This window comes from Burkholderia sp. AU33803, from assembly GCF_002223095.1.
Taxonomy (GTDB): domain Bacteria; phylum Pseudomonadota; class Gammaproteobacteria; order Burkholderiales; family Burkholderiaceae; genus Burkholderia.
Map to the genome: position 1 here is coordinate 50,531 of NZ_NKFJ01000009.1, position 18,965 is coordinate 69,495.

The window sequence follows — 18,965 nt, forward strand, 5'->3', positions numbered from 1 at the left end:
ATCATTCGATTCGCTACGGATTGTGCCATTTTCAACGATGACATGGACCGAGTCGCAAAAGGACGAAGCTGACGAACTCCTCGTCACGATCCATTTTGGTCGGGGCGAGGAGCGAACCCTTGCGCGTGCTGCGCTCCAGCGCTGGGCTGGAGACGATCCGAAACGTCTGGCGTATATCGCCGAGCATATGAGCGTCGACCGAGAGGTTGACACTTTCGTGCACGAACTGCGCGGTCGCTACAGGCGTCATCTTTCACCTTCCCGGGAAGCAGTTGCGCGACGCGCGCCGAGATGGCCCGCAATCGCGAGTGCAGTCGGTTTCAGTGCGTGTGCATTCGCCGTGGCCGCATGGGCGGTCAATCCAGTACTGTCGGAGCAGCGTTTTTCGTCGGCTGTCGGTGAGCAGGTCGACGCCGCTCTGGATGACGGCAGCCATGTGCGCCTCAACACCGCGACGTCGATACAGTTCGTCAATCGGCTCCGGTCCCGCGAAGTGACGATGCTCGAAGGCGAGGCGCTCTATGCCGTCAAGCATGATTCCCTGCGTCCTTTTCATGTGATTGCCGGCGCGACCGATATCCGCGATGTCGGCACGCGCTTTTCCGTACGCGTTCGTCCCGCCGATGTGGATGTCGCGGTACTGGAAGGGCGCGTCGAGCTGTCGCTCCGCGCGGGCGGCCCTGTCGTCGATCTCGACGCCAACGAAGCGGCGAGGGCAACCGGAACGCAGATCGTCGAAGTATCCGACAGTCAGGAATTCGACGCGATGGTGAGCTGGAAAGATCGGCGCCTGCAATTCGACGGCACGCCGCTGTCCGGCGTCGTACGCGAATTGCAGCGCTACCGGGTCGCCCGCATCGTGCTGGCGGATAACGTCGCGGCGCGGTTTCGCGTGACGGGCGGGTTTTCAATTTCGGATCCAGATGTTTTGCTGAGATCGTTGCCCATGGTCGCCCCCGTGACGGTGAAGTTTCAGCCGGACGGGACCGCCGTGATCGCATCGCGTCGATAGCGTCGCTTCCGCGTGTTGCCGCTGCCGTCAATGTTCACGCCTGCCGAGGCGACGCCGGCGTTACACGTCCTCGCATAACGAAAACGCCGAAGAATGCTTTCGCGCTGGCAAGGGGCCAGCTCTCCATCGGGCGGCCCTGGTCCGCGGTCGTCGCACCGCCCGGTGCGCCCGAGCACGGACGCGCGCTCGTCATCGACGCACGATCACTTCCAGCGGCGCTCCCCCCCAGTCCTCACACCTTGCTGCCGCCGAGCGATTTCGCGATGGCGACACGCAACCGACAAGCCGTTCTTTCGGGCTCGCGCAGGCAGTGCGATTCAAAAGCATTTGGCTATCGTCGCGATGAAAAATTTCAATAGCACGCGGCTGGTCTCTTTTGCTCCCCGCATCGTCTTTAGTGGTGAAGCCTGACCGATAGCAACGTCAAGGCTCACTCACATCTTTGCACTGACAGAGAGGGGACAATGAAGCAATTCAAGCAGCCTGTGGCTAGGGTGTTGGCAAGGCATGTGGCGGCCAGTGTCGTCGGCATGGCGAGCATTTCGTTGTACGCGCAAACGTCGATCAATTTGCCCGCGCAGTCGCTTTCCACGACGTTGTCGCAGCTCGCTCGCGAGGCCGGCGTCAATATCCTCGCGCCCGATAACATCGTTGCGGGCCGCGCCGCGCCGGCGGTGTCGGGCATGCTGACCGTGAATGACGCGTTGGCGCGCCTGTTGAACGGTACTGGCCTGCGCGTCGAGCAAGTGGACGCAAAGACTTACGTCATCAAGCGGTCCGACCCACCGCCTTCGCCGGGCGCGTCGAAGTCGGGACAGGATTCAGTACTCCCGACGATTACGGTCAGTGAAAGCACCGGCAGTGCCAGCCTCGATAAGGGATTCGTGGCCGACTCGACCAGCACGGCGACGCGCACCGATACGCCGATTTCGCAGACCGCGCAGTCGATTCAGGTCGTCACGAAGGACCTGCTCAATAGCAAGCAGACTCAAACGGTGTCCGAGGCACTCGCCAACGTGAGCGGTGTCACGGTGCAGGACTGGGGTAACGGTGCTCAAGTCAGTGTCCGGGGCTTCACAGCGGCCACGATGAGCAATGGCCACAACGATACGGGGTCCAGCAATTCGCTGGATATTCCGGTGGCCGGCGTGGAAAGAATCGAAGTGCTCAAAGGTGCCGACTCCATTCTTTCGGGGGCCATGGTTCCGGGTGGCGTGGTCAACATCGTGATCAAAAGACCGACCACCGAAACCGTTCGGCAGCTGACACTGCAAACGGGCTCCTATGGCGACTGGATGAGCTCGATCGATCTGGGTGGCGCACTGACGAGCGACAAGTCGCTCCGCTATCGGTTCGTCTTGTCCGCCGAGCGTGCCGGTGAGTCTTTCGGCGGTTACGACGGCCAGAGAAACTTCTACGTCGCGCCGTCGATCGAATGGAAATCGGGTAACACGGACATCGTTCTCGGCTACCAGCATCAGGTCGTCAACCGACCGCCGATACAGCTGACACAGCCTCGGGTCGGCGACGACCCGCTGCCGGTTCATTCGCGCAGCACGCCATCCCAGAATTCACTGAGCCAGATGGACACGCTGTCGGTCGATTTCACACAGCAACTCGGATCGATCTTCAAGTTTGAAAGCAAGGCGCAATATCAGGCATCGACTTTTGCCCAGCGTGATTTCTATGATCCGATCGGCATCGGATCCGGGAAGACCGTTTTTTTGGGCTTCAATGACCACTCGCGTTCCTACGGCTTCGACCTGGACAATCATCTACAGGCGAAGTTTTCTTTGGGCCCGGTCAAGCAAACCGTTCTCGTGGGCGTGAGCAACAGCGACTATTGGACAGATTTCACCAGTTTGCCCATGAAGTTTCTCGTTGCCCCATTCCCGCTGGCTTCGGCACCGCCCATTCCCGGGACGCCGAAATATTACGGCAGCCCCGTCAAATCGTACTCCAGCACGGTCTACTTCCAGGATCAGATTACCTGGGACAGGTTGCATATCCTCGCGAGCATCGCCCGCGGGACGGTATGGGGCACCAATACGGCCTCTCAATCGCAATGGTCGCCGAACCTCGGCATCCTTTACCAGCTCACGGATAACGTCGCCGTTTATGCAAACGCGTTGCGCAGTTTCTATCCGCAATATGGAACGCTCCTGCTGGATGGCAGTGTGCCGCCTCCACAAATCGGGCGATCGGTCGAGGCAGGCTTCAAGTTCAACTTCTTCGACGATCGCCTGAGCGCAACGGCCGACGTATTCAGAACGGCGCAAAGCAACGTCCTGGTTGGCATTCCCGGCACGAACTTCGCCACGCTAGGCGGGGGGATGGTGGTACGCGGGGCAGAGCTCAGCCTCACCGGCCGTCTGTTCCCAGGATTGAACGTTTTCGCGAACTACACCTTCAGCAATCAGCAGCAAATCACGGACGGTGTGAGCGAAGTGCCGCGTCATAGCGGCACGATCTGGATGACTTACGACCTCCAGGGCGAGCGTATGCATGGATGGGGGGTGGGCGCGGGCGTCGAGGCGCGCAGCGGCTATCAAGTGTCGAACTCGCGCCTCGGGGTATTCAAGGCTCCGGGGCAAGCGCAGACCGATGCGAGCGTGTATTACCACGCGAAGCAATGGACGGCGACCCTGGGCGTCAAGAACCTGTTCAACCGCACCCTCTATCAGAACCAGATGACTTCAGCGATCGTCGGCCTGCAGCCAGGCCGACTGATTTATCTGACCGGACGCTACAACTTCTGAGGCATGTCGTGGATAGTTCGATCGTATTGCCGTCAAGGGAAGCATCCGGCCCTGCAGCAGCGGGCCGGAAGGTTCGTATCGGTTATGGACGGCCTGTCGCAATCGGCGTGGCAGTGGCGCTGCATGCGTTGCTGCTGGTCGCGTTCTGGAAGGCCGACGTCCATCTCGACCTGCATGCCGGGAAGCTCGCGTCGGCCGGATCGTCGATCAGCGTGACGCTGGTGAACGCACCGCAACCGACCCCGACGCCCGTTCCGCCGCGGCCACCCGTCAAGCCGGTGACGCGCAAGCCGCCCGTGCCGCACCGCGCGCCCGTGCTCGCCACGCATCACGACGCACCCCGTGCGGCCCAGGCGGCGACCCCGCAAGTGCATGAACCGGACCCGCCGGTGCCTACGCCGCCCGCCGTCCAACCCGTCGAGACAAGCGCGACGAGCGCCCCGTCGGCGCAGCCGGCAGCCGCGCAGATGATGGCGCTCGCCGGCGGGCAGGACGCCAAGAGCGTGGCGCACGTTTCATGCGACATCGAGCGTCCGCCGTATCCCGCGCTTGCACGCCGGCTGGGTCACGAAGGCAAGGTGGTGCTTCGCGTGACGATCGGCATCGACGGCCGCATCACGGAGGCGACGACCACCGGATCGAGCGGTTTCGAAGAACTCGATGCGGCCGCGCGTGCCGCGATGCTCGCCGGGCATTGCAAGCCGTACCTGGAGAACGGGACGCCGATCGTCGTTCGTGCGCTTCAACCACTTGAATTCAGATTGGACAACTGAGCTGCAAGCAGCTCGTCGAGGAGTACAGCAATGAACTACGGAATCGCAGACATCGTAAATCGTGGCGACACGATCAGTCACGCCATCGCGCTGGTCCTGGTCGTCATGTCGCTGACGTCGTGGGCGGTCATGCTCTACAAGGGCGCGCAACTGATCCGCATGAGAAGGCAGAGTAAAGCCGCCGAGCGAAAATTCTGGCAGGCGGGTTCGATCGAGGAAGGGTGTGCGGCACTGGGTCGCTTCGACCACAGCAACCCGTACCAGAATCTCGCGGAGGCCGCGCGTGAAGCATCGGAGCGACATAACGATACGCACCTGAAGGAAGTGCTCTCGCCGGACGACTGGCTGCAGCGCTGCCTGAGCGTGGCGCTCGAAGAGCAGGTTGCCCGAATGGCGAGCGGCCTTGGGGCGCTTGCATCGGTCGGCAGCACGGCGCCGTTTGTCGGCCTGTTCGGCACCGTGTGGGGGATCTATCACGCGCTGCTCGGCATCAGCGAGGCGGGGCAGAGCAGTCTCGCGCAAGTGGCCGGGCCCGTCGGCGAATCGCTGGTCATGACCGCGTTCGGCCTGTTTGTCGCGATCCCGGCCGTGCTCGGCTACAACGCGGTGTCCCGCGGCAATCGCATGATCGTCCACAAGCTCGCGCGCTTCCGCCACGAGTTGCACGCGTATCTGATGAACTCGGACCGCCATCGCACGGCTTCCGTGCGCGTGAAGATCGAGCAGAAACGCGTCGCGACGGTCGAGGAGAGCTGACATGGCGTTCTTTGACGACAGCCACGACGACGTCATGAGCGACATCAACATGACGCCGCTCATCGACGTGATGCTCGTATTGCTGATTGTGTTCATGGTGACGTTGCCGGTGATCAATCACGCGGTCAAGCTCGACTTGCCGAGTGCGAACAGCAGTCCGAACGATACGCGGCCCGCGCACGTGAGTTTATCGGTCGACGCGAGCGGCACGGTGATGTGGGACGAGAAGCCCGTTGAAGCCGATGCACTGGATGCCAGGCTGAATCAGGCGGCGGCCCAGCAACCGCAGCCGGAGATCGAGCTGTATGCCGACCGGGCCGCGCGTTATGAATCGGTGGCCAACCTGCTTTCGGCGGCCCAGCGCGCAGGCCTCGTGAAAATCGATTTCGTCACGCAGCCGAAATCAAAATAAATTTAGGAATATGAACGATGTCAATTCTTGATACGACCGCCGCGACGCTGCTCGACGACGTGTCGGGCGAAACAGCCGTACTCGTGGATTTCTGGGCACCGTGGTGCGGACCTTGCCGCGCGCTCGCACCTCATCTGGATCGGCTTGCGAAGGACTATGCGGGGCGACTGAAGATCCTGAAGCTGAACATCGACTCCGAGCCGGACGGCGGAAAGAAGTTCGGTGTGAGGGCGATTCCGACGCTGATCTTTTATGCGAACGGCAAGGAGCACGACAGGCTGACCGGACCGTCGACCATACGGATGCGCATGACGATGGAGAAATGGTTCGCGCAATGCGGGCTGGAGACGCCGGAATCGGCCGCGAGCGAAGCCGGAAACAACGAGCCGGAGGCCGCCGCGGTCGATGCACCGGCCGTGGAATGGTGCAGCTTCGGCGGCGATGAAGCGCACAAGGATAGATGCATCAGCCGCTATCACGAGCTTTCGGATGCGCAGCGCGGCAGTGAGCGCGCCCAGGAACCCTCGACGCGGCTGGCAGGCGCCCGGGGTCAGTTCGAGGAGGTTGTCGGGGTACCACGGCAGTTCGGGGACCTCGTCGATTCGATCTGGATGTTCCTGAGCCGAGTCAAGGAGGGTGCGGAAGAAGCCGATGCGACGGCGCTGAAGATCTTCCACGCAATTCCGGTGGGCGCGAATCTCGCGCGCGCCGCGACCGACGTTCTCCATGAACTCGTTTACCACTCGCGCTGGGAGATCACGCAGTACTTCACGGGTGAAACCGAGCGCGGCATCGTGTTGCGCATCAAGGCAGCGCACGCGCGCGAGCTCGCCGGCGAGAAGATCGCGGCAAAGGAATGGGAGGCGTTGCAGCGCGCGGCCGTGATGCTGGGCGTGGGTGACGGGTCGGCCGACCTCGAGGCAAGCCAGATGCTCGAGGGCTTGGCCGGTCCCATGTCGGACTGGTCGGGCAATGGGAAACTCCACATGATCCTGAAGTACGTGAATCGGGAGCTTCGCCGCAAGGCCGATTGGCGTGACGACGAAGAGCAGAAAATCACCGCGATGATCGAACGCGCTACCGAACAGGTGCACAGCGAGATCGGAAGTGCGCCGCGCGACGACGCCGCAGCGCGGGCGGCATGGGTGTCGGCCTTCATCGAGCGCCGCGGGGCATTCATTCAACAGTGCAGGGAGCAGGACCCGGACCTCTGGAAGCGATACGACGTCGTCAGCATGGATAGCGCGCGGCAAGCCGCAATCGTCTGTGCCGATGTCGCGGAATCCCTGTTGACGTGGCTGAGCGCGAACGCGCCCCGTTCCGTTTGAACCTCTTTCCTTCCTTCGATTATTCATGATCTCCGTTGATCCCTCCTTGCGCAATCTGATCGTCGCAAAGGACATTCTGCTCACGCCCTACGGCGTCGACGAGAGCCTGCTCACGCGCACGATCGCCGACATCTTCACGCATCGCGTCGACTACGCGGACCTGTACTTCCAGGCACGCCGCAGCGAAGCATGGCGCCTCGAGGAAGGCATCGTGAAATCGGGCAGCTTCAGCATCGACCAGGGCGTGGGCGTGCGCGCGGTCGCGGATGACCGCACCGCGTTCGCGTTTTCCGATGACCTCTCGCCTGCGGCGATCGCGCAAGCCGCCGCGGCCACCAAGGCGATCGCGGCGGCCGGCGGCGGCATGCAGAAAGTCACGGCGGACGCTTCGCTGAAGAGCGTGACGGGCCACGACCTGTACCTGCCGTCCGATCCGCTCGCGTCGCTCGACGCGACGGCCAAGGTCAAACTGCTCGAGCGCATCGAGCAGATGGCGCGCGGGCGCGACCCGCGCATCACGCAGGTGATGGCGGGCCTCACCGGCGAATATGACGTCGTGCTGGTCGCGCGCAGCGACGGCGCGCTCGCGGCCGACATCCGCCCGCTCGTGCGCGTGTCGGTCACCGTGATCGCCGAGCAGAACGGCCGCCGCGAGAGCGGCTCCGGCGGCGGCGGCGGCCGCTTCGACTACGGTTACTTCACCGACGACGTGCTGTCGCGCTACGTCGATGACGCGGTGCACGCGGCGCTCGTGAACCTCGACGCGCGCCCGGCGCCCGCCGGCACGATGACCGTCGTGCTCGGGGCCGGCTGGCCCGGGATTCTGTTGCACGAAGCGATCGGCCACGGCCTCGAGGGCGACTTCAACCGCAAGGGCTCGTCGGCGTTCGCCGGCCGCATCGGCGAGCGGGTTGCAGCGAAGGGCGTGACGGTGGTCGATGACGGTACGGTGCCGAACCGCCGCGGCTCGCTGAACGTCGACGACGAAGGCAACCCGACGCAGCGCACGACGCTGATCGAGGACGGCATCCTGACGGGCTACATCCAGGACACGCTGAACGCGCGCCTGATGAAGATGCCGGTTACCGGCAACGCGCGGCGCGAGTCGTACGCGGCGCTGCCGATGCCGCGCATGACCAACACGTACATGCTGAACGGCGACAAGGATCCGCAGGAAATCATCGCGTCGGTGAAAAACGGCTTGTATGCGGTCAATTTCTCCGGCGGCCAGGTCGACATCACGAACGGCAAGTTCGTGTTCTCGGCGTCCGAGGCGTACATGATCGAAAACGGCAAGATCACCTACCCGGTGAAGGGCGCGACGCTGCTCGGCAGCGGCCCGGAATCGCTGAAGTACGTGAGCATGATCGGCAATGACTTGTCGCTCGACAAGGGTGTCGGCACGTGCAGCAAGGAAGGCCAGGGCGTGCCGGTCGGCGTCGGCCAGCCCACACTGCGGCTGGACGAGGTGACGGTCGGCGGAACGCATTAAGCCAGGATCGATACGGCTCGCTTCGACGACTTTCGCGCCCGATCAATGTACGAATAAAGACATGTTCACTGCCACCACGCAAGCGGACCCGAAGGACTACAGTCTCAACGGCCGCTTCTTTCGACGTTTCATCGACATATCCCGCCCCTACTGGACGAGAGCCGGCGCATCGCGCTCGTGGCTGGCGCTCGGCATCTTCATCGCGTTCTCGCTGTTCGAGATCCTGCTTGGCGGCAAGGTCTCGATCCTGACCCGGCAGATGAGTGATGCCCTGGTGGGGCGCCACGAGCTGTCTTACTGGCGCCTGTTCTTGCTCGTGACATCGATCGGCCTGGTCATCAACAACGGCATCCTCAGTCAGTTCTTCGATTTCGTCTATACCCGGCTCGCGATCCATTGGCGCGCATGGATGACGAATGACCTGATGTCCCGGTATCTGGGGGGCCGGACGTACTACCGGATCGAACAGGATGGCGACGTCGACAACGTCGATCAGCGCATTCAGCAGGAAGCGGGGCCGTTCTGCAACATGGCGGCGATGTTGCCGCGCATCGCCATCTATTCGGCCGGCACGTTGGGCATCCAGGGCTTGCTGCTTCGTCAGATTTCCCCGCTCTTGTTCTACGGCGTCATTGCTTACGGCATCATTTCCGCCGTGGTGACGTGGCTGCTGTACCGGCCGCTCATTCGCCTGAATTTCGACCTGACCGTTTCAGAGGCCGAGCTTCGCTTCGGCATCCTGCATGTCCGGAGCAATGGCGAGACGGTCGCGCTTTACCGCGGCGAATCCGCCGAGGCGCGCAGCGTGGCGCGACGGCTGGACAAGGTCGTGGACATCGCGATGGGCACCGCGCGCTACGCCTTCATCATGCGGTCGACCGAGTCGCTGGTCGGTGTCGTCTGGACGCTGTTGCCGGTCGTCATCCTCGTGCCGCTCTACTTCAGCGGCAAGATCAGTTTCGGCGTGGTGACGCAAGGAACGGCGTCGGCAACGCTGCTGCTTCAGGGCATCCAGCGCGTGACGACGTTCATGCCGATATTCGCGTCCGCCGCGCCCCATGTGGTGCGGCTTGCCCAGATCGTCGAAAAGGCCGATGCGGTGAACGCAGCCCATGCCGATCGTGCGGAAACCATCGCGTATCAGGAAGGCAACGCGATTCAACTGACGCGTCTTACGCTCCAGACGCCTGGCCGCGAGCGCACGCTGTTGCGAGGATTGAGCCTGGCAATCGGCTGGGGCGAGCACTTGCTGATCATGGGGCAAACCGGCGTCGGCAAGAGTTCGTTGCTGCGTGCCGTGGCGGGACTGTGGCGAACGGGCAGCGGAACGATCACGATGCCGCCGCCGCGGGATGTGTTGTTCCTGCCGCAGCGTCCGTACATGCTGCTGGGAAGCCTGCGCGAGCAGATCCTGTACCCGGAGACGGAAAGCACGCATACCGATCAACAGCTCCAGGCCTTGCTGGAGCAGGTCAATCTGCCGGACCTCGCGCGCAGGCATGGGGGATTCAATACGGTGATCGATTGGTCGAGAGTGCTGTCGTTGGGAGAGCAGCAGCGGATCGGCTTCGCACGCGCACTGGCTGCGCGCGCCCGTTACGTGTTTCTCGACGAGGCAACGAGCGCTGTGGACCTGGCCACCGAGCAATCGCTGTATCGGGCACTCGCGCTGGCCGGTGCAACGTACGTCAGCGTCGGCCACCGCGATTCGCTGCTGGCGTACCACCAGAACGTACTCCGGCTTCAGGCGGAGGGCGCGTGGCAATTGCTGACGGCGGAGCAGATGCTACGAGAAACCGATCGCGTGAAGAATGAAGACGCCGCGTGACGGGCGATTCGGCAACCCGTCGCGGGCGCCATTCCAAACACAAACGAACGTTCATGAATCTACCTCTACCTGACATGACGCCGGCGGCGGCCCGTATTGCGCAACTGCGCGACGCGATGGCCCGCGAGAATACCGCCGCGTATCTCGTGCCGTCCGCCGACCCTCACCTGTCCGAGTACCTGCCCGAACGCTGGCAGGCGCGCCGCTGGCTGTCCGGCTTCACGGGCTCGGTCGGCACGCTGGTCGTCACCGCGGATTTCGCGGGCCTGTGGGTCGACAGCCGCTACTGGGTGCAGGCCGAGGCCGAACTGGCCGGCACCGGTGTACAGCTGATGAAGATGACGGGCGGTCAGCAAAGCGCGCCGCATGTCGAGTGGCTCGCGCAGAACGTGGCGGCCGGTGCGACGGTCGGCGTCGACGGCGCCGTGCTCGGGGTCGCGGCGGCCCGCGCGCTGGCGGGGGCGTTGAACGCGCGCGGCATCGCGCTGCGCACCGATCTCGACCTGCTCGACGCGATCTGGCCCGATCGTCCCGGGCTGCCCGACGACGCGGTATTCGAGCACGTCGCGCCGCAGGCCGACACGAGCCGCGCGAGCAAGCTCGCCGAGGTGCGTCGCGCGATGCACATGCAGGGCGCGCAATGGCATTTCGTATCGACGCTCGACGATCTTGCGTGGCTGTTCAACCTGCGCGGCACCGACGTCGACTTCAACCCCGTGTTCGTCGCGCACGCGATGATCGGCAGCGATCGCGCGACGTTGTTCGTCGCCGACGGCAAGATCTCGCCGGCACTGGTCGCGGCGCTCGCGCAGGACGGCGTCGAGGTTCGCGCGTACGATGCCGCGCGCACCGCGCTCGCGGCGCTGCCCGACGGCGCGACGCTGCTGATCGATCCGCGCCGCATGACGGTCGGCGCGCTCGGGGCGGTGCCGGCCGGCGTGAAGCTGATCGAGGCCGTGAACCCGTCGACCTTGGCGAAGTCGCGCAAGACGGCCGCCGAGATCGAGCACGTGCGCGTGACGATGGAACACGACGGCGCCGCGCTCGCCGAATTCTTCGCATGGTTCGAGCAGGCGGTGAACCGCGAGACGATCACCGAGCTGACGATCGACGAGCAGCTCACGGCCGCACGTGCACGGCGCCCCGGCTACGTATCGCCGAGTTTCGCGACGATCGCCGGCTTCAATGCGAACGGCGCGATGCCGCACTACCGCGCGACGCCCGAGTCGCACGCGACGATCGCCGGCGACGGCTTGCTGCTCGTCGATTCGGGCGGCCAGTACACGACCGGCACGACCGATATCACGCGCGTCGTGCCCGTCGGCACGATCAGCTACCTGCAGCGCCGCGATTTCACGATCGTGCTGAAGTCGATGATTGCGCTGTCGCGTGCCCGTTTTCCGCGCGGGATCCGCTCGCCGATGCTCGACGCGATCGCGCGAGCGCCGATGTGGGCGGCCGGGCTCGACTACGGTCATGGTACGGGTCACGGCGTCGGCTATTTCCTGAACGTGCATGAGGGGCCGCAGGTCATCTCGCACTCCGCGGCGGCCGAGCCGCATACGGCGATGGAGGAAGGGATGATCACGTCGATCGAGCCGGGCGTGTACCGGCCCGGCAAATGGGGCATCCGGATCGAGAACCTGGTCGTGAACCGCGAGAGCGAGCAGACGGAATTCGGCGAATTCCTCGCATTCGAGACGCTGACGCTGTGCCCGATCGACACGCGCTGCGTGCTGATCGACCTGCTGCATGACGACGAGCGCGCGTGGCTGAACGCGTATCACGCGACGGTGCGCGAGTGCGTCGGCGGACACGTGAGCGGCGACGCGAAGGCGTGGCTGGACGCGCGCACGCAGCCTGTCTGACGAAGCCAGCCGGTTCAACACAAGAGGGAGCGTCACGTCACCGACGGTGACGTGTGACGACGCGTCGCAATCAATACGAGACAGTGGAACATGGAAGCCAACCTGAACATGCAATCGAATGAATTTCTGCATACGCAAGACGAATTCAACCAATATGCGGCTGACATCCTGGCGCACGCGAAGGCCATCGGTGCGACCAGTGCGATGACGAGGATCACGGAAGGCAGCGGCTTTTCCGTATCGGTCCGGCGTGGCGCGACCAATACCATCGAACACAAGCATAGCAAGGGCGCCAGCGTCATCGTCTATGTCGGCAACAGGCAGGGTACGGCGACCACGTCCGATTTATCCCCGGCTGCCCTGAAAGATGCGGTCGCTGCCGCCTACCATATTGCCTGCGCCACGGCCGAGGATGCGGCAACCGGGCTTGCCGACGACGACCAGCTCGAACATGCGCCGCGCGATCTCGACCTCTACCACCCGTGGCCGCTGTCGATCGACGGAGCGCTGGAAATCGCGCGCCGCGCCGAGGATGCGGCGTTTTCGGTCAGCCCGCAGATCCAGAATTCGGAAGGGGCGAGCGTCGACACGATGAACGCACACTTCGTGCTCGCCGCGTCGAACGGGTTTCAGGGCGGCTACGCGTCGTCGAATCACGCGATCTCTTGCAGACCGCTGGCGGGAAGCGGCAGCCATATGCAGGTGGAATCCTGGCACACGTCGCAGCGGCGGCCCCAGGATCTGGCGTCGCCCGAATTCGTGGGTCGTTACGCAGCCGAGCGCGCCATCGCGCGTGTGCAGCCGCGCCCCTTCGAGACCAGAAAGGTGCCCGTTCTGGTGGAGGCGCGGTTGGCGGCGGGATTGCTGATGAATTTCGTCCAGGCGGCCAGCGGCAGCGCGCTGTTCGCGAAAGCGTCTTTCCTGGTCGACAGTCTCGGGAAGGAGATCTTCGCGCCGCACATCCGTATCGACGAGGATCCGCATGTACCCGCCGCGATGGGCAGTGCGCCGTTCGATGGCGAGGGCGTGAGAACGCGGAAGCGTCGCGTCGTGCACGACGGTGTGATCGAAGGCTACTTCTTGTCGTCTTACGCGGCAAGAAAGCTCGGCATGCAAACGACCGGCAACGCGCACGGCCCGCACGGTCTGTCGTTGCGCAGCACGGCAACCCTGCCGGGCGACGATCTCGACGGCATGCTCGAGCGACTCGGGACGGGGCTGCTGCTCACGTCGATGATCGGACAAGGCATCAATTTGGTGACCGGAGACTATTCGCGAGGCGCTGCCGGGTTCTGGGTCGAGAACGGCAAGATCCAGTACCCGGTGGAAGGCATTACGGTCGCCAGCACGCTGCAGCAGATGTTCAGGAACATCGTTGCGGTGGGAAGCGATACGTTCACGGCTGGCGCGTTGAAGTCAGGCTCGGTGTTGATCGAAGAAATGACCGTGGCCGGACGATGAGCGGTTTCGTCGAGATCGCGGCGGCTCGCAGGGCGTTGCATGGACGATTGCCGAATGGCCTTTCCGAGCTGCGTGGAAGGGGGAGCCTTCGTCCGGCAATTTCCTGGACGGTGATCGATGCGTGATTTCCATAGCCGAGCTCGCCAATCCAGTCTGAGGAAACGCGCTCGAAAGATCGATTGCATGCCGCTTCCCCGGCATGTCAGGGATAGTCTGGCGCTCGAATATCATCTGCAACTCGAAGCACTGAAGGCGGGCGTCGGGACGTTGACGTCGCTGCAATTGCTGACAAGGGTGGCACTGGCTGCCGAGATGCTGCGATCGTTGGGGTATGGCGCAGCGGAAACGCGGGGGTTCCATGAGTACGAGGCCGCTGCATGGAATGCGCTTCAGGCTGGGCGGGATGGTGAGATCCAGTTCGATGAGGACAGCTATCGGTTATTCGCCGAGCTGGTGACGAGCCATGATGACCAACTGGCTCGCGCTCCCGTGAGCGCGATCGAGGCCGTCGCGAATCGACTGGAGTCGGCCTGTAGCCGGGCGTGACACTGCACGGCCGTCTTTTGGAAGTTGACCATGCAGAAGACATTTTCAATAAGAAATAAATTTATATTGGGGATCTCGCGATGGCAAATATAAATCATTGGCTTTTTGCTATTTTATGTTCTTTGTTTTTGGTCGGTTGCAATGGAGATGGTCCGGCAGCTGAAAATTCCACATTGTCGACTTCAAATAAGGCAGCTACTGTATTTGCGGGATCTAAACAATATGGTTCGGTTGACAGTTCTGGAGTCGCGGCGTCATTTAATAGCCCGGTCAATTTGGCCGTCGATACAATGGGAAGTCTCTACGTCGCCGATGCCGGCAACAATAAAATCCGGAAGGTTGCGGCGAGTGGCGTTGTAACGACGGTCGCCGGATCAGGGCAACCCGGTTCGACCGATGGTGCGGGTATGGGGGCGACCTTTGACCATCCATCCGGTGTCGCCGTCGATGCAGGAGGTGCTCTGTACGTTGCGGACACAGCCAGCAATAAGATTCGGAAGATTTCTCCAGCAGGTCTCGTGACAACGCTTGCAGGATCTGGGCAATCAGGTTCGACCGATGGTCTTGGAGGGAATGCGTCGTTCAATCATCCGACGGGAATCGCTGTCGATGGAGCCGGTTCACTCTACGTAGCGGACACGGAAAACAACTTGATCCGCAAGATTACTGCAACAGGTCTTGTGACGACTCTTGCCGGATCCGGGCAAAGAGGTTCGACCGATGGTCTCAGTGGGAATGCGTTATTCAACCATCCCATGGGTATCGTCGTCGACGGAGCGGGTTCAATTTACGTGGCGGACACGGAAAACAGCCTGATCCGCAAGATTACGGCAGCAGGTCTTGTGACGACGCTTGTCGGATCTGGGCACACAGGCTCAGCCGATGGCCTCGGGCGGAATGCGTCGTTCAATCATCCCATGGGTATCGCCGCCGACGCAGCCGATATACTGTATGTAGCGGACACGGAAAGCAACCTGATCCGCAGGATTACGGCAGCAGGTCTTGTGACGACGCTTACCGAGTCTGGGCAGTCAGGCTCGACAGATGGTCTCGGAGCGAATGCTTCGTTCAATCATCCCATGGGTATTGCGATTAATTCATCTGGGATTGTCTATATTACTGAATCTGATGAAAATATAATCTACTCGGTTAATCTTGGAAGGGGGCGCGCCAAAATCAATTCCAAGAGATTTAATTCATTCCAGATTGATTGCCAGCAGGTCAAGCAAAGCTGCATAGCTCAATGCAGCGAAACAGCTTTGCCGACTCCGGATTATGGATTTGCGTTTTGGAATTGCATGACAAGCTGTATGGATGAGAAAGGATTTTTGTATGGGGTTGATTGCTAGGGGTGAACAATGATTGCCGATCTTGAAACTGCCAGAAAGATAAACGAGTTGATGCTTTCGATGGGGGCATCGTTGAATGAATCAGTATTTCTTGTTGTTGATAACTGCTCGGATGATGATGCTAAGAAATACAAGCTGATGATTGGTAATGTCATGAGTGGCTTGTACGACATAATGGCGCAAATTTATATCGATCACCCAACCCTCAAGCCAAAAGGGTTATTATAGGCATGTCGTTATACACAACGTCCTTCAATCGCCGCGCCTCGGCACTCTGGTCTAGTTCCACCTGCCGCACGACATCTGGCTTATCGAACTTCGCTCGCCAGGCATATAGGCTGTGCGTCGTAATGCCCAAACGCTGGGCCACATCTGCAACCGAATGACCACGCTCGGTGACTTGCTGGACTGCTTCGATCTTGAACTCATCTGAACCGCCCCGGGAATCATGGAGGCTGGTTGGTTTAAGTTGATGCGGGTTCAGTGGTAGCTGTTTCAAGTTGCCGATAGTCGTTTGCCTCAGCTTCGACGGGCGGGATATAGCCGAGGGGTTCCATCAACCGATGACGATTGAACCACGCCACCCACTGCAGCGTTGCCAGTTCAACGGATTCTCGCGTTTTCCAGGTGCGGCGATGAATCAGTTCAGCCTTGTACAGGCCGTTGATCGTTTCAGCCAGGGCGTTGTCATAGCTGTCGCCCCGGCTGCCGACCGACGGTTCGATGCCCGCTTCGGCCAGCCGTTCGCTGTAGCGAGTGCTGACGTATTGGGACCCTCTATCCGAATGGCGTATCAAGGTTCCGTCGTCGCCCGGGCGCCGCGCGTAAAGCGCCTGTTCAAGTGCATCCAGGACGAAGTCCGTGGTCATCGAACTTCTGATGCGCCAGCCGACGATACGGCGAGCGAACACATCGATCACGAAAGCCATATACAGCCAGCCCTGCCACGTCGAAACGTAGGTGAAAGCCGAAACACAGAGCGGGTTCGGCCGTGCCGCCTTGAACTGGCGATTGACCCGATCCAGCGGGCGCAGGGCTATGGCATCAGGAACAGTCGTGCGAACACGCTTGCCTCGCATCACGCCGCGCAAACCCAGTTGCTTCATCAACCGTTCGACCGTGCAGCGCGCCACCGCGATACGCTCCCGGTTCATCTGCTTCCAGACTTTATCCGCACCGTAGACCTGCATGTTGGCCTGCCACACACGCTTGATATCCGGCCGCAGACGTTCATTGCGGATTGCGCGAACAGAGCGCCGCGACGGATCACGAAGCTGCGCGGCATGGCGTCGGTAACCCGACGGGGCAATCCGCAAGACCTTGCAGATCGGCTCGACCCCGAAGGGGTCGCGATGCTGATCGATGAATGCCTTCAGGACTTGAAACGGCGGTCGAGCTCCGCCTGGGCGAAAAACGCGCTCGCGACCTTGGGAATCTCGTTGGCACGACGCAACTCCTTGACTTCGCGCTCCAAGGCCTTGAGGCGCTCGAGCTCGTCTGTGGTCACGCCATCGCGCTCACCGTGGTCGACCTGGTCACGCTTGACCCACTCGTGCAGCGTCTGCGGTGTGCAGCCGATCATCGGCGCAATCGATCCGATCGCCGCCCACATCGACGGATGTTCGCTACGCTGCTCGCGTTCCAGGCGCAACGCGCGCTCTCGGACTTCCGGGGAAAACTTACTTGGCTTCTTGTTCATGGCTCCATTCTCTCAAGAGTTGGAGCCTCCACAAAATCCGGGGCGGTTCAGACAGGAGGTTTTCGCTCAGCACGCCCGCCTTGAAAGTCGCGCCGGTTTCATGAAACGATGGACTTCCCGTGATGTTTTCTAAAGCAGATCACCGGCGCGGTTCAGTTTGGCCAACATCCGAATCGGTGCAACAGATCCGACCGACGAGCGCATCGACGGGTGTCTGTTACTTGCCCGAATCCGGCCATCGCCATACGGGTCGGTCGAGCTTGTGCTGCCCGAGAACCGTCGTCTCAGAGAATGCCTTTTCCAGGGTGACCTGGCTGAACTCCGTGTCCTCTTCAAGCGCTGACGTCAGCCGTGTCGAATGGGAAACGACCCAGATTTGAGAATACGTCGCCGCCTGCCGAATGAGTCGGCCCAGCGCGGGAATGAGATCGGGATGAAGGCTCGCCTCGGGTTCATTGAGGACCATCAACTCGGGCGGCCGCGCAGTCAGCAAGGCTGCACACAACAGCAGATATCGCAGCGTGCCATCGGAAAGCTCGGCAGCCTTGAGCGGGCGGAACAGGCCGTCCTGTCGAAACACGAGCGAAAACAATCCGTCCCGCTCCGTTTCAATTTCGACATGCGCACCGGGAAAGGCATCGGACACTGCATCGTCGAGCGCCTGATGATCACCGACTTCGAGAATCGTCTGCCACGCCGCAGCGAGATCGCGCCCGTCATGATGGAGAACGGGAGTACGGGTTTCCACATGCGACCGCCGTGCCGGCGCATCGACATCAATTCGAAAATGATCGTAGAAGCGCCAGCGGCGCATCACTTCCCTGACTTCGAATACCTCCGGACTGCTCCGATCGTTGCCGATTTGCGAGAAGAGGCTCTCGTAACGGGGCAAGCTGTGTGTTACGGTATCCCAACCGTCGTCCGACCGGCGGCGCACGACATTACCGTCCCGATCAATCAGCATGTTCGAAGACCGAAGGAATGCACCACTCCAAATCGCTTCGCGCTTGAATTCGGGGTCCAGCTTGAACGCCGAAGGCGATTCGGATGATTCCTGGGCAAGACCCATGGACACCGCGTAGCCGAATGTCTTGCCGCCGAAGCCCAGCTTCAGGCGCGGCGCGGGCGTTCCTTTGGCCGGTCTTTGCAGCGGGATCTCACCACGTCGCATGGCCCCCGAGCGGTCCTCCGGCCCTGCCCATACGACCGACTGCAAGCCGCCCTCGGAGGCCAACGGCGCCACGATTCCATCCTGCGCTGTGCTGGCGAGCAACCGCAATGCACGATAAAGATTCGATTTGCCGCTGCCATTCGCTCCAGTGATCAAGTTGAGCCTCGACAACGGGATGACGAGTTCCTTGATCGAGCGGTAGTTGTTGATTGCCAGGGTCTCCAGCATGGTCGAGTGCAGTATCCGGTTTGGGTCGAATGCGGGATGGGGCATGACGCCTCGAACGCATTTGAAATTGACGGCGTGTCGCGTGCAGGCCTGAGCGAGTTGAGGCGTCTTCGGTCACAGGTGCGCTTGCAAAACAAATCGATCTCGAGGTCTCTAAATTATTTCTCTATCGCAGATCGTCGGTTGCTCTTCGCTGATGTGAGGGGAAGTTTCACGGCTGGTGACGGCCAGCGCTTCCCCGACCCGCATACGGAACAAAGGATTCGTATGACACTAAAGACGA

General features: G+C 61.7%; 15 protein-coding genes, 1 pseudogene and 1 other annotated feature. Of the genes and pseudogenes, 13 read left to right on the forward strand and 3 right to left on the reverse strand.

The annotated features are described in order from the left end of the window. The first annotated feature begins 37 nt into the window (after nt 1-37). The 13 genes from CFB41_RS34830 to CFB41_RS37945 all read left to right on the forward strand — a co-directional run bounded on the left by CFB41_RS34830 (nt 38) and on the right by CFB41_RS37945 (nt 15,812). The gene (locus tag CFB41_RS34830) at nt 38-1,012 is read left to right on the forward strand and encodes a FecR family protein (RefSeq protein WP_089459804.1); all 975 of its coding nucleotides are present in this window, start codon (nt 38-40) and stop codon (nt 1,010-1,012) included. Between the two features lie 464 nt (nt 1,013-1,476). Next, on the forward strand, nt 1,477-3,771 hold the full coding sequence (locus CFB41_RS34835; protein ID WP_089459805.1) for a TonB-dependent receptor: 2,295 nt from the start codon (nt 1,477-1,479) through the stop codon (nt 3,769-3,771). 107 nt (nt 3,772-3,878) lie between these two features. Beyond that, on the forward strand, nt 3,879-4,544 hold the full coding sequence (locus tag CFB41_RS34840) for an energy transducer TonB (protein ID WP_144029993.1): 666 nt from the start codon (nt 3,879-3,881) through the stop codon (nt 4,542-4,544). 30 nt (nt 4,545-4,574) lie between these two features. Beyond that, complete coding sequence (locus tag CFB41_RS34845) at nt 4,575-5,300, forward strand: MotA/TolQ/ExbB proton channel family protein (protein WP_089459807.1); 726 nt, start codon at nt 4,575-4,577, stop codon at nt 5,298-5,300. Between the two features lie 34 nt (nt 5,301-5,334). Then, complete coding sequence (locus CFB41_RS34850; protein ID WP_373558643.1) at nt 5,335-5,712, forward strand: ExbD/TolR family protein; 378 nt, start codon at nt 5,335-5,337, stop codon at nt 5,710-5,712. A 17-nt stretch (nt 5,713-5,729) separates the two neighbouring features. Then, entirely contained in the window at nt 5,730-7,040 is a 1,311-nt protein-coding gene (locus CFB41_RS34855) for a co-chaperone YbbN (protein WP_089459808.1), read from the forward strand. A gap of 25 nt (nt 7,041-7,065) precedes the next feature. Beyond that, nucleotides 7,066-8,532, forward strand: a complete 1,467-nt coding sequence (gene tldD / locus CFB41_RS34860; protein WP_089459809.1) for a metalloprotease TldD — start codon at nt 7,066-7,068, stop codon at nt 8,530-8,532. 61 nt (nt 8,533-8,593) lie between these two features. Next, nucleotides 8,594-10,360: an ABC transporter ATP-binding protein/permease gene (locus CFB41_RS34865; RefSeq protein WP_089459810.1), complete on the forward strand. Its 1,767-nt coding sequence runs from the start codon at nt 8,594-8,596 to the stop codon at nt 10,358-10,360. Nucleotides 10,361-10,413: 53 nt separating this feature from the next. Beyond that, complete coding sequence (locus CFB41_RS34870) at nt 10,414-12,228, forward strand: aminopeptidase P family protein (protein ID WP_089459811.1); 1,815 nt, start codon at nt 10,414-10,416, stop codon at nt 12,226-12,228. Nucleotides 12,229-12,318: 90 nt separating this feature from the next. Beyond that, the gene (locus CFB41_RS34875) at nt 12,319-13,689 is read left to right on the forward strand and encodes a metallopeptidase TldD-related protein (RefSeq protein WP_089459812.1); all 1,371 of its coding nucleotides are present in this window, start codon (nt 12,319-12,321) and stop codon (nt 13,687-13,689) included. Between the two features lie 183 nt (nt 13,690-13,872). Further along, the gene (locus CFB41_RS34880) at nt 13,873-14,235 is read left to right on the forward strand and encodes a Fis family transcriptional regulator (RefSeq protein ID WP_226205926.1); all 363 of its coding nucleotides are present in this window, start codon (nt 13,873-13,875) and stop codon (nt 14,233-14,235) included. Nucleotides 14,236-14,315: 80 nt separating this feature from the next. Next, nucleotides 14,316-15,584: an NHL repeat-containing protein gene (locus tag CFB41_RS34885; protein ID WP_089459814.1), complete on the forward strand. Its 1,269-nt coding sequence runs from the start codon at nt 14,316-14,318 to the stop codon at nt 15,582-15,584. Between the two features lie 9 nt (nt 15,585-15,593). After that, the gene (locus tag CFB41_RS37945; RefSeq protein WP_144029994.1) at nt 15,594-15,812 is read left to right on the forward strand and encodes a hypothetical protein; all 219 of its coding nucleotides are present in this window, start codon (nt 15,594-15,596) and stop codon (nt 15,810-15,812) included. Nucleotides 15,813-15,834: 22 nt separating this feature from the next. Here the strand turns inward: CFB41_RS37945 and CFB41_RS34890 are convergent. From CFB41_RS34890 to CFB41_RS34900, 3 genes and pseudogenes are all read right to left on the reverse strand, one after another. Continuing rightward, a pseudogene (locus CFB41_RS34890) lies at nt 15,835-16,068 on the reverse strand (transposase); the annotation flags it as partial. Then, nucleotides 16,049-17,283, reverse strand: a protein-coding gene (locus CFB41_RS34895; RefSeq protein ID WP_256941373.1) for an IS3 family transposase whose coding sequence is annotated in 2 segments (ribosomal slippage) — nt 16,049-16,992 and nt 16,992-17,283 — 1,236 coding nt in all. Because the reading frame shifts where the segments join, the coding sequence is not laid out codon by codon here. The gene CFB41_RS34895 and the pseudogene CFB41_RS34890, both read right to left, overlap by 20 nt. Then, nucleotides 16,886-17,002: a sequence feature (AL1L pseudoknot), on the reverse strand. Its footprint overlaps the gene before it by 117 nt. A 217-nt stretch (nt 17,284-17,500) precedes the next feature. Continuing rightward, nucleotides 17,501-18,682 (reverse strand): AAA family ATPase, encoded by a 1,182-nt coding sequence (locus CFB41_RS34900; RefSeq protein WP_089459816.1) that lies wholly within the window; start codon nt 18,680-18,682, stop codon nt 17,501-17,503. Between the last annotated feature and the right edge of the window lie 283 nt (nt 18,683-18,965).

Coding starts and splice junctions, on each gene's coding strand:
- CFB41_RS34830 (WP_089459804.1), top strand. CDS start 38: ATGACATGGACCGAGTCGCAAAAGGACGAAGCTGACGAACTCCTCGTC.
- CFB41_RS34835 (WP_089459805.1), top strand. CDS start 1,477: ATGAAGCAATTCAAGCAGCCTGTGGCTAGGGTGTTGGCAAGGCATGTG.
- CFB41_RS34845 (WP_089459807.1), top strand. CDS start 4,575: ATGAACTACGGAATCGCAGACATCGTAAATCGTGGCGACACGATCAGT.
- CFB41_RS34850 (WP_373558643.1), top strand. CDS start 5,335: ATGAGCGACATCAACATGACGCCGCTCATCGACGTGATGCTCGTATTG.
- CFB41_RS34855 (WP_089459808.1), top strand. CDS start 5,730: ATGTCAATTCTTGATACGACCGCCGCGACGCTGCTCGACGACGTGTCG.
- tldD (WP_089459809.1), top strand. CDS start 7,066: ATGATCTCCGTTGATCCCTCCTTGCGCAATCTGATCGTCGCAAAGGAC.
- CFB41_RS34865 (WP_089459810.1), top strand. CDS start 8,594: ATGTTCACTGCCACCACGCAAGCGGACCCGAAGGACTACAGTCTCAAC.
- CFB41_RS34870 (WP_089459811.1), top strand. CDS start 10,414: ATGAATCTACCTCTACCTGACATGACGCCGGCGGCGGCCCGTATTGCG.
- CFB41_RS34875 (WP_089459812.1), top strand. CDS start 12,319: ATGGAAGCCAACCTGAACATGCAATCGAATGAATTTCTGCATACGCAA.
- CFB41_RS34880 (WP_226205926.1), top strand. CDS start 13,873: ATGCCGCTTCCCCGGCATGTCAGGGATAGTCTGGCGCTCGAATATCAT.
- CFB41_RS34885 (WP_089459814.1), top strand. CDS start 14,316: ATGGCAAATATAAATCATTGGCTTTTTGCTATTTTATGTTCTTTGTTT.
- CFB41_RS37945 (WP_144029994.1), top strand. CDS start 15,594: ATGATTGCCGATCTTGAAACTGCCAGAAAGATAAACGAGTTGATGCTT.
- CFB41_RS34900 (WP_089459816.1), bottom strand. CDS start 18,682: ATGCTGGAGACCCTGGCAATCAACAACTACCGCTCGATCAAGGAACTC.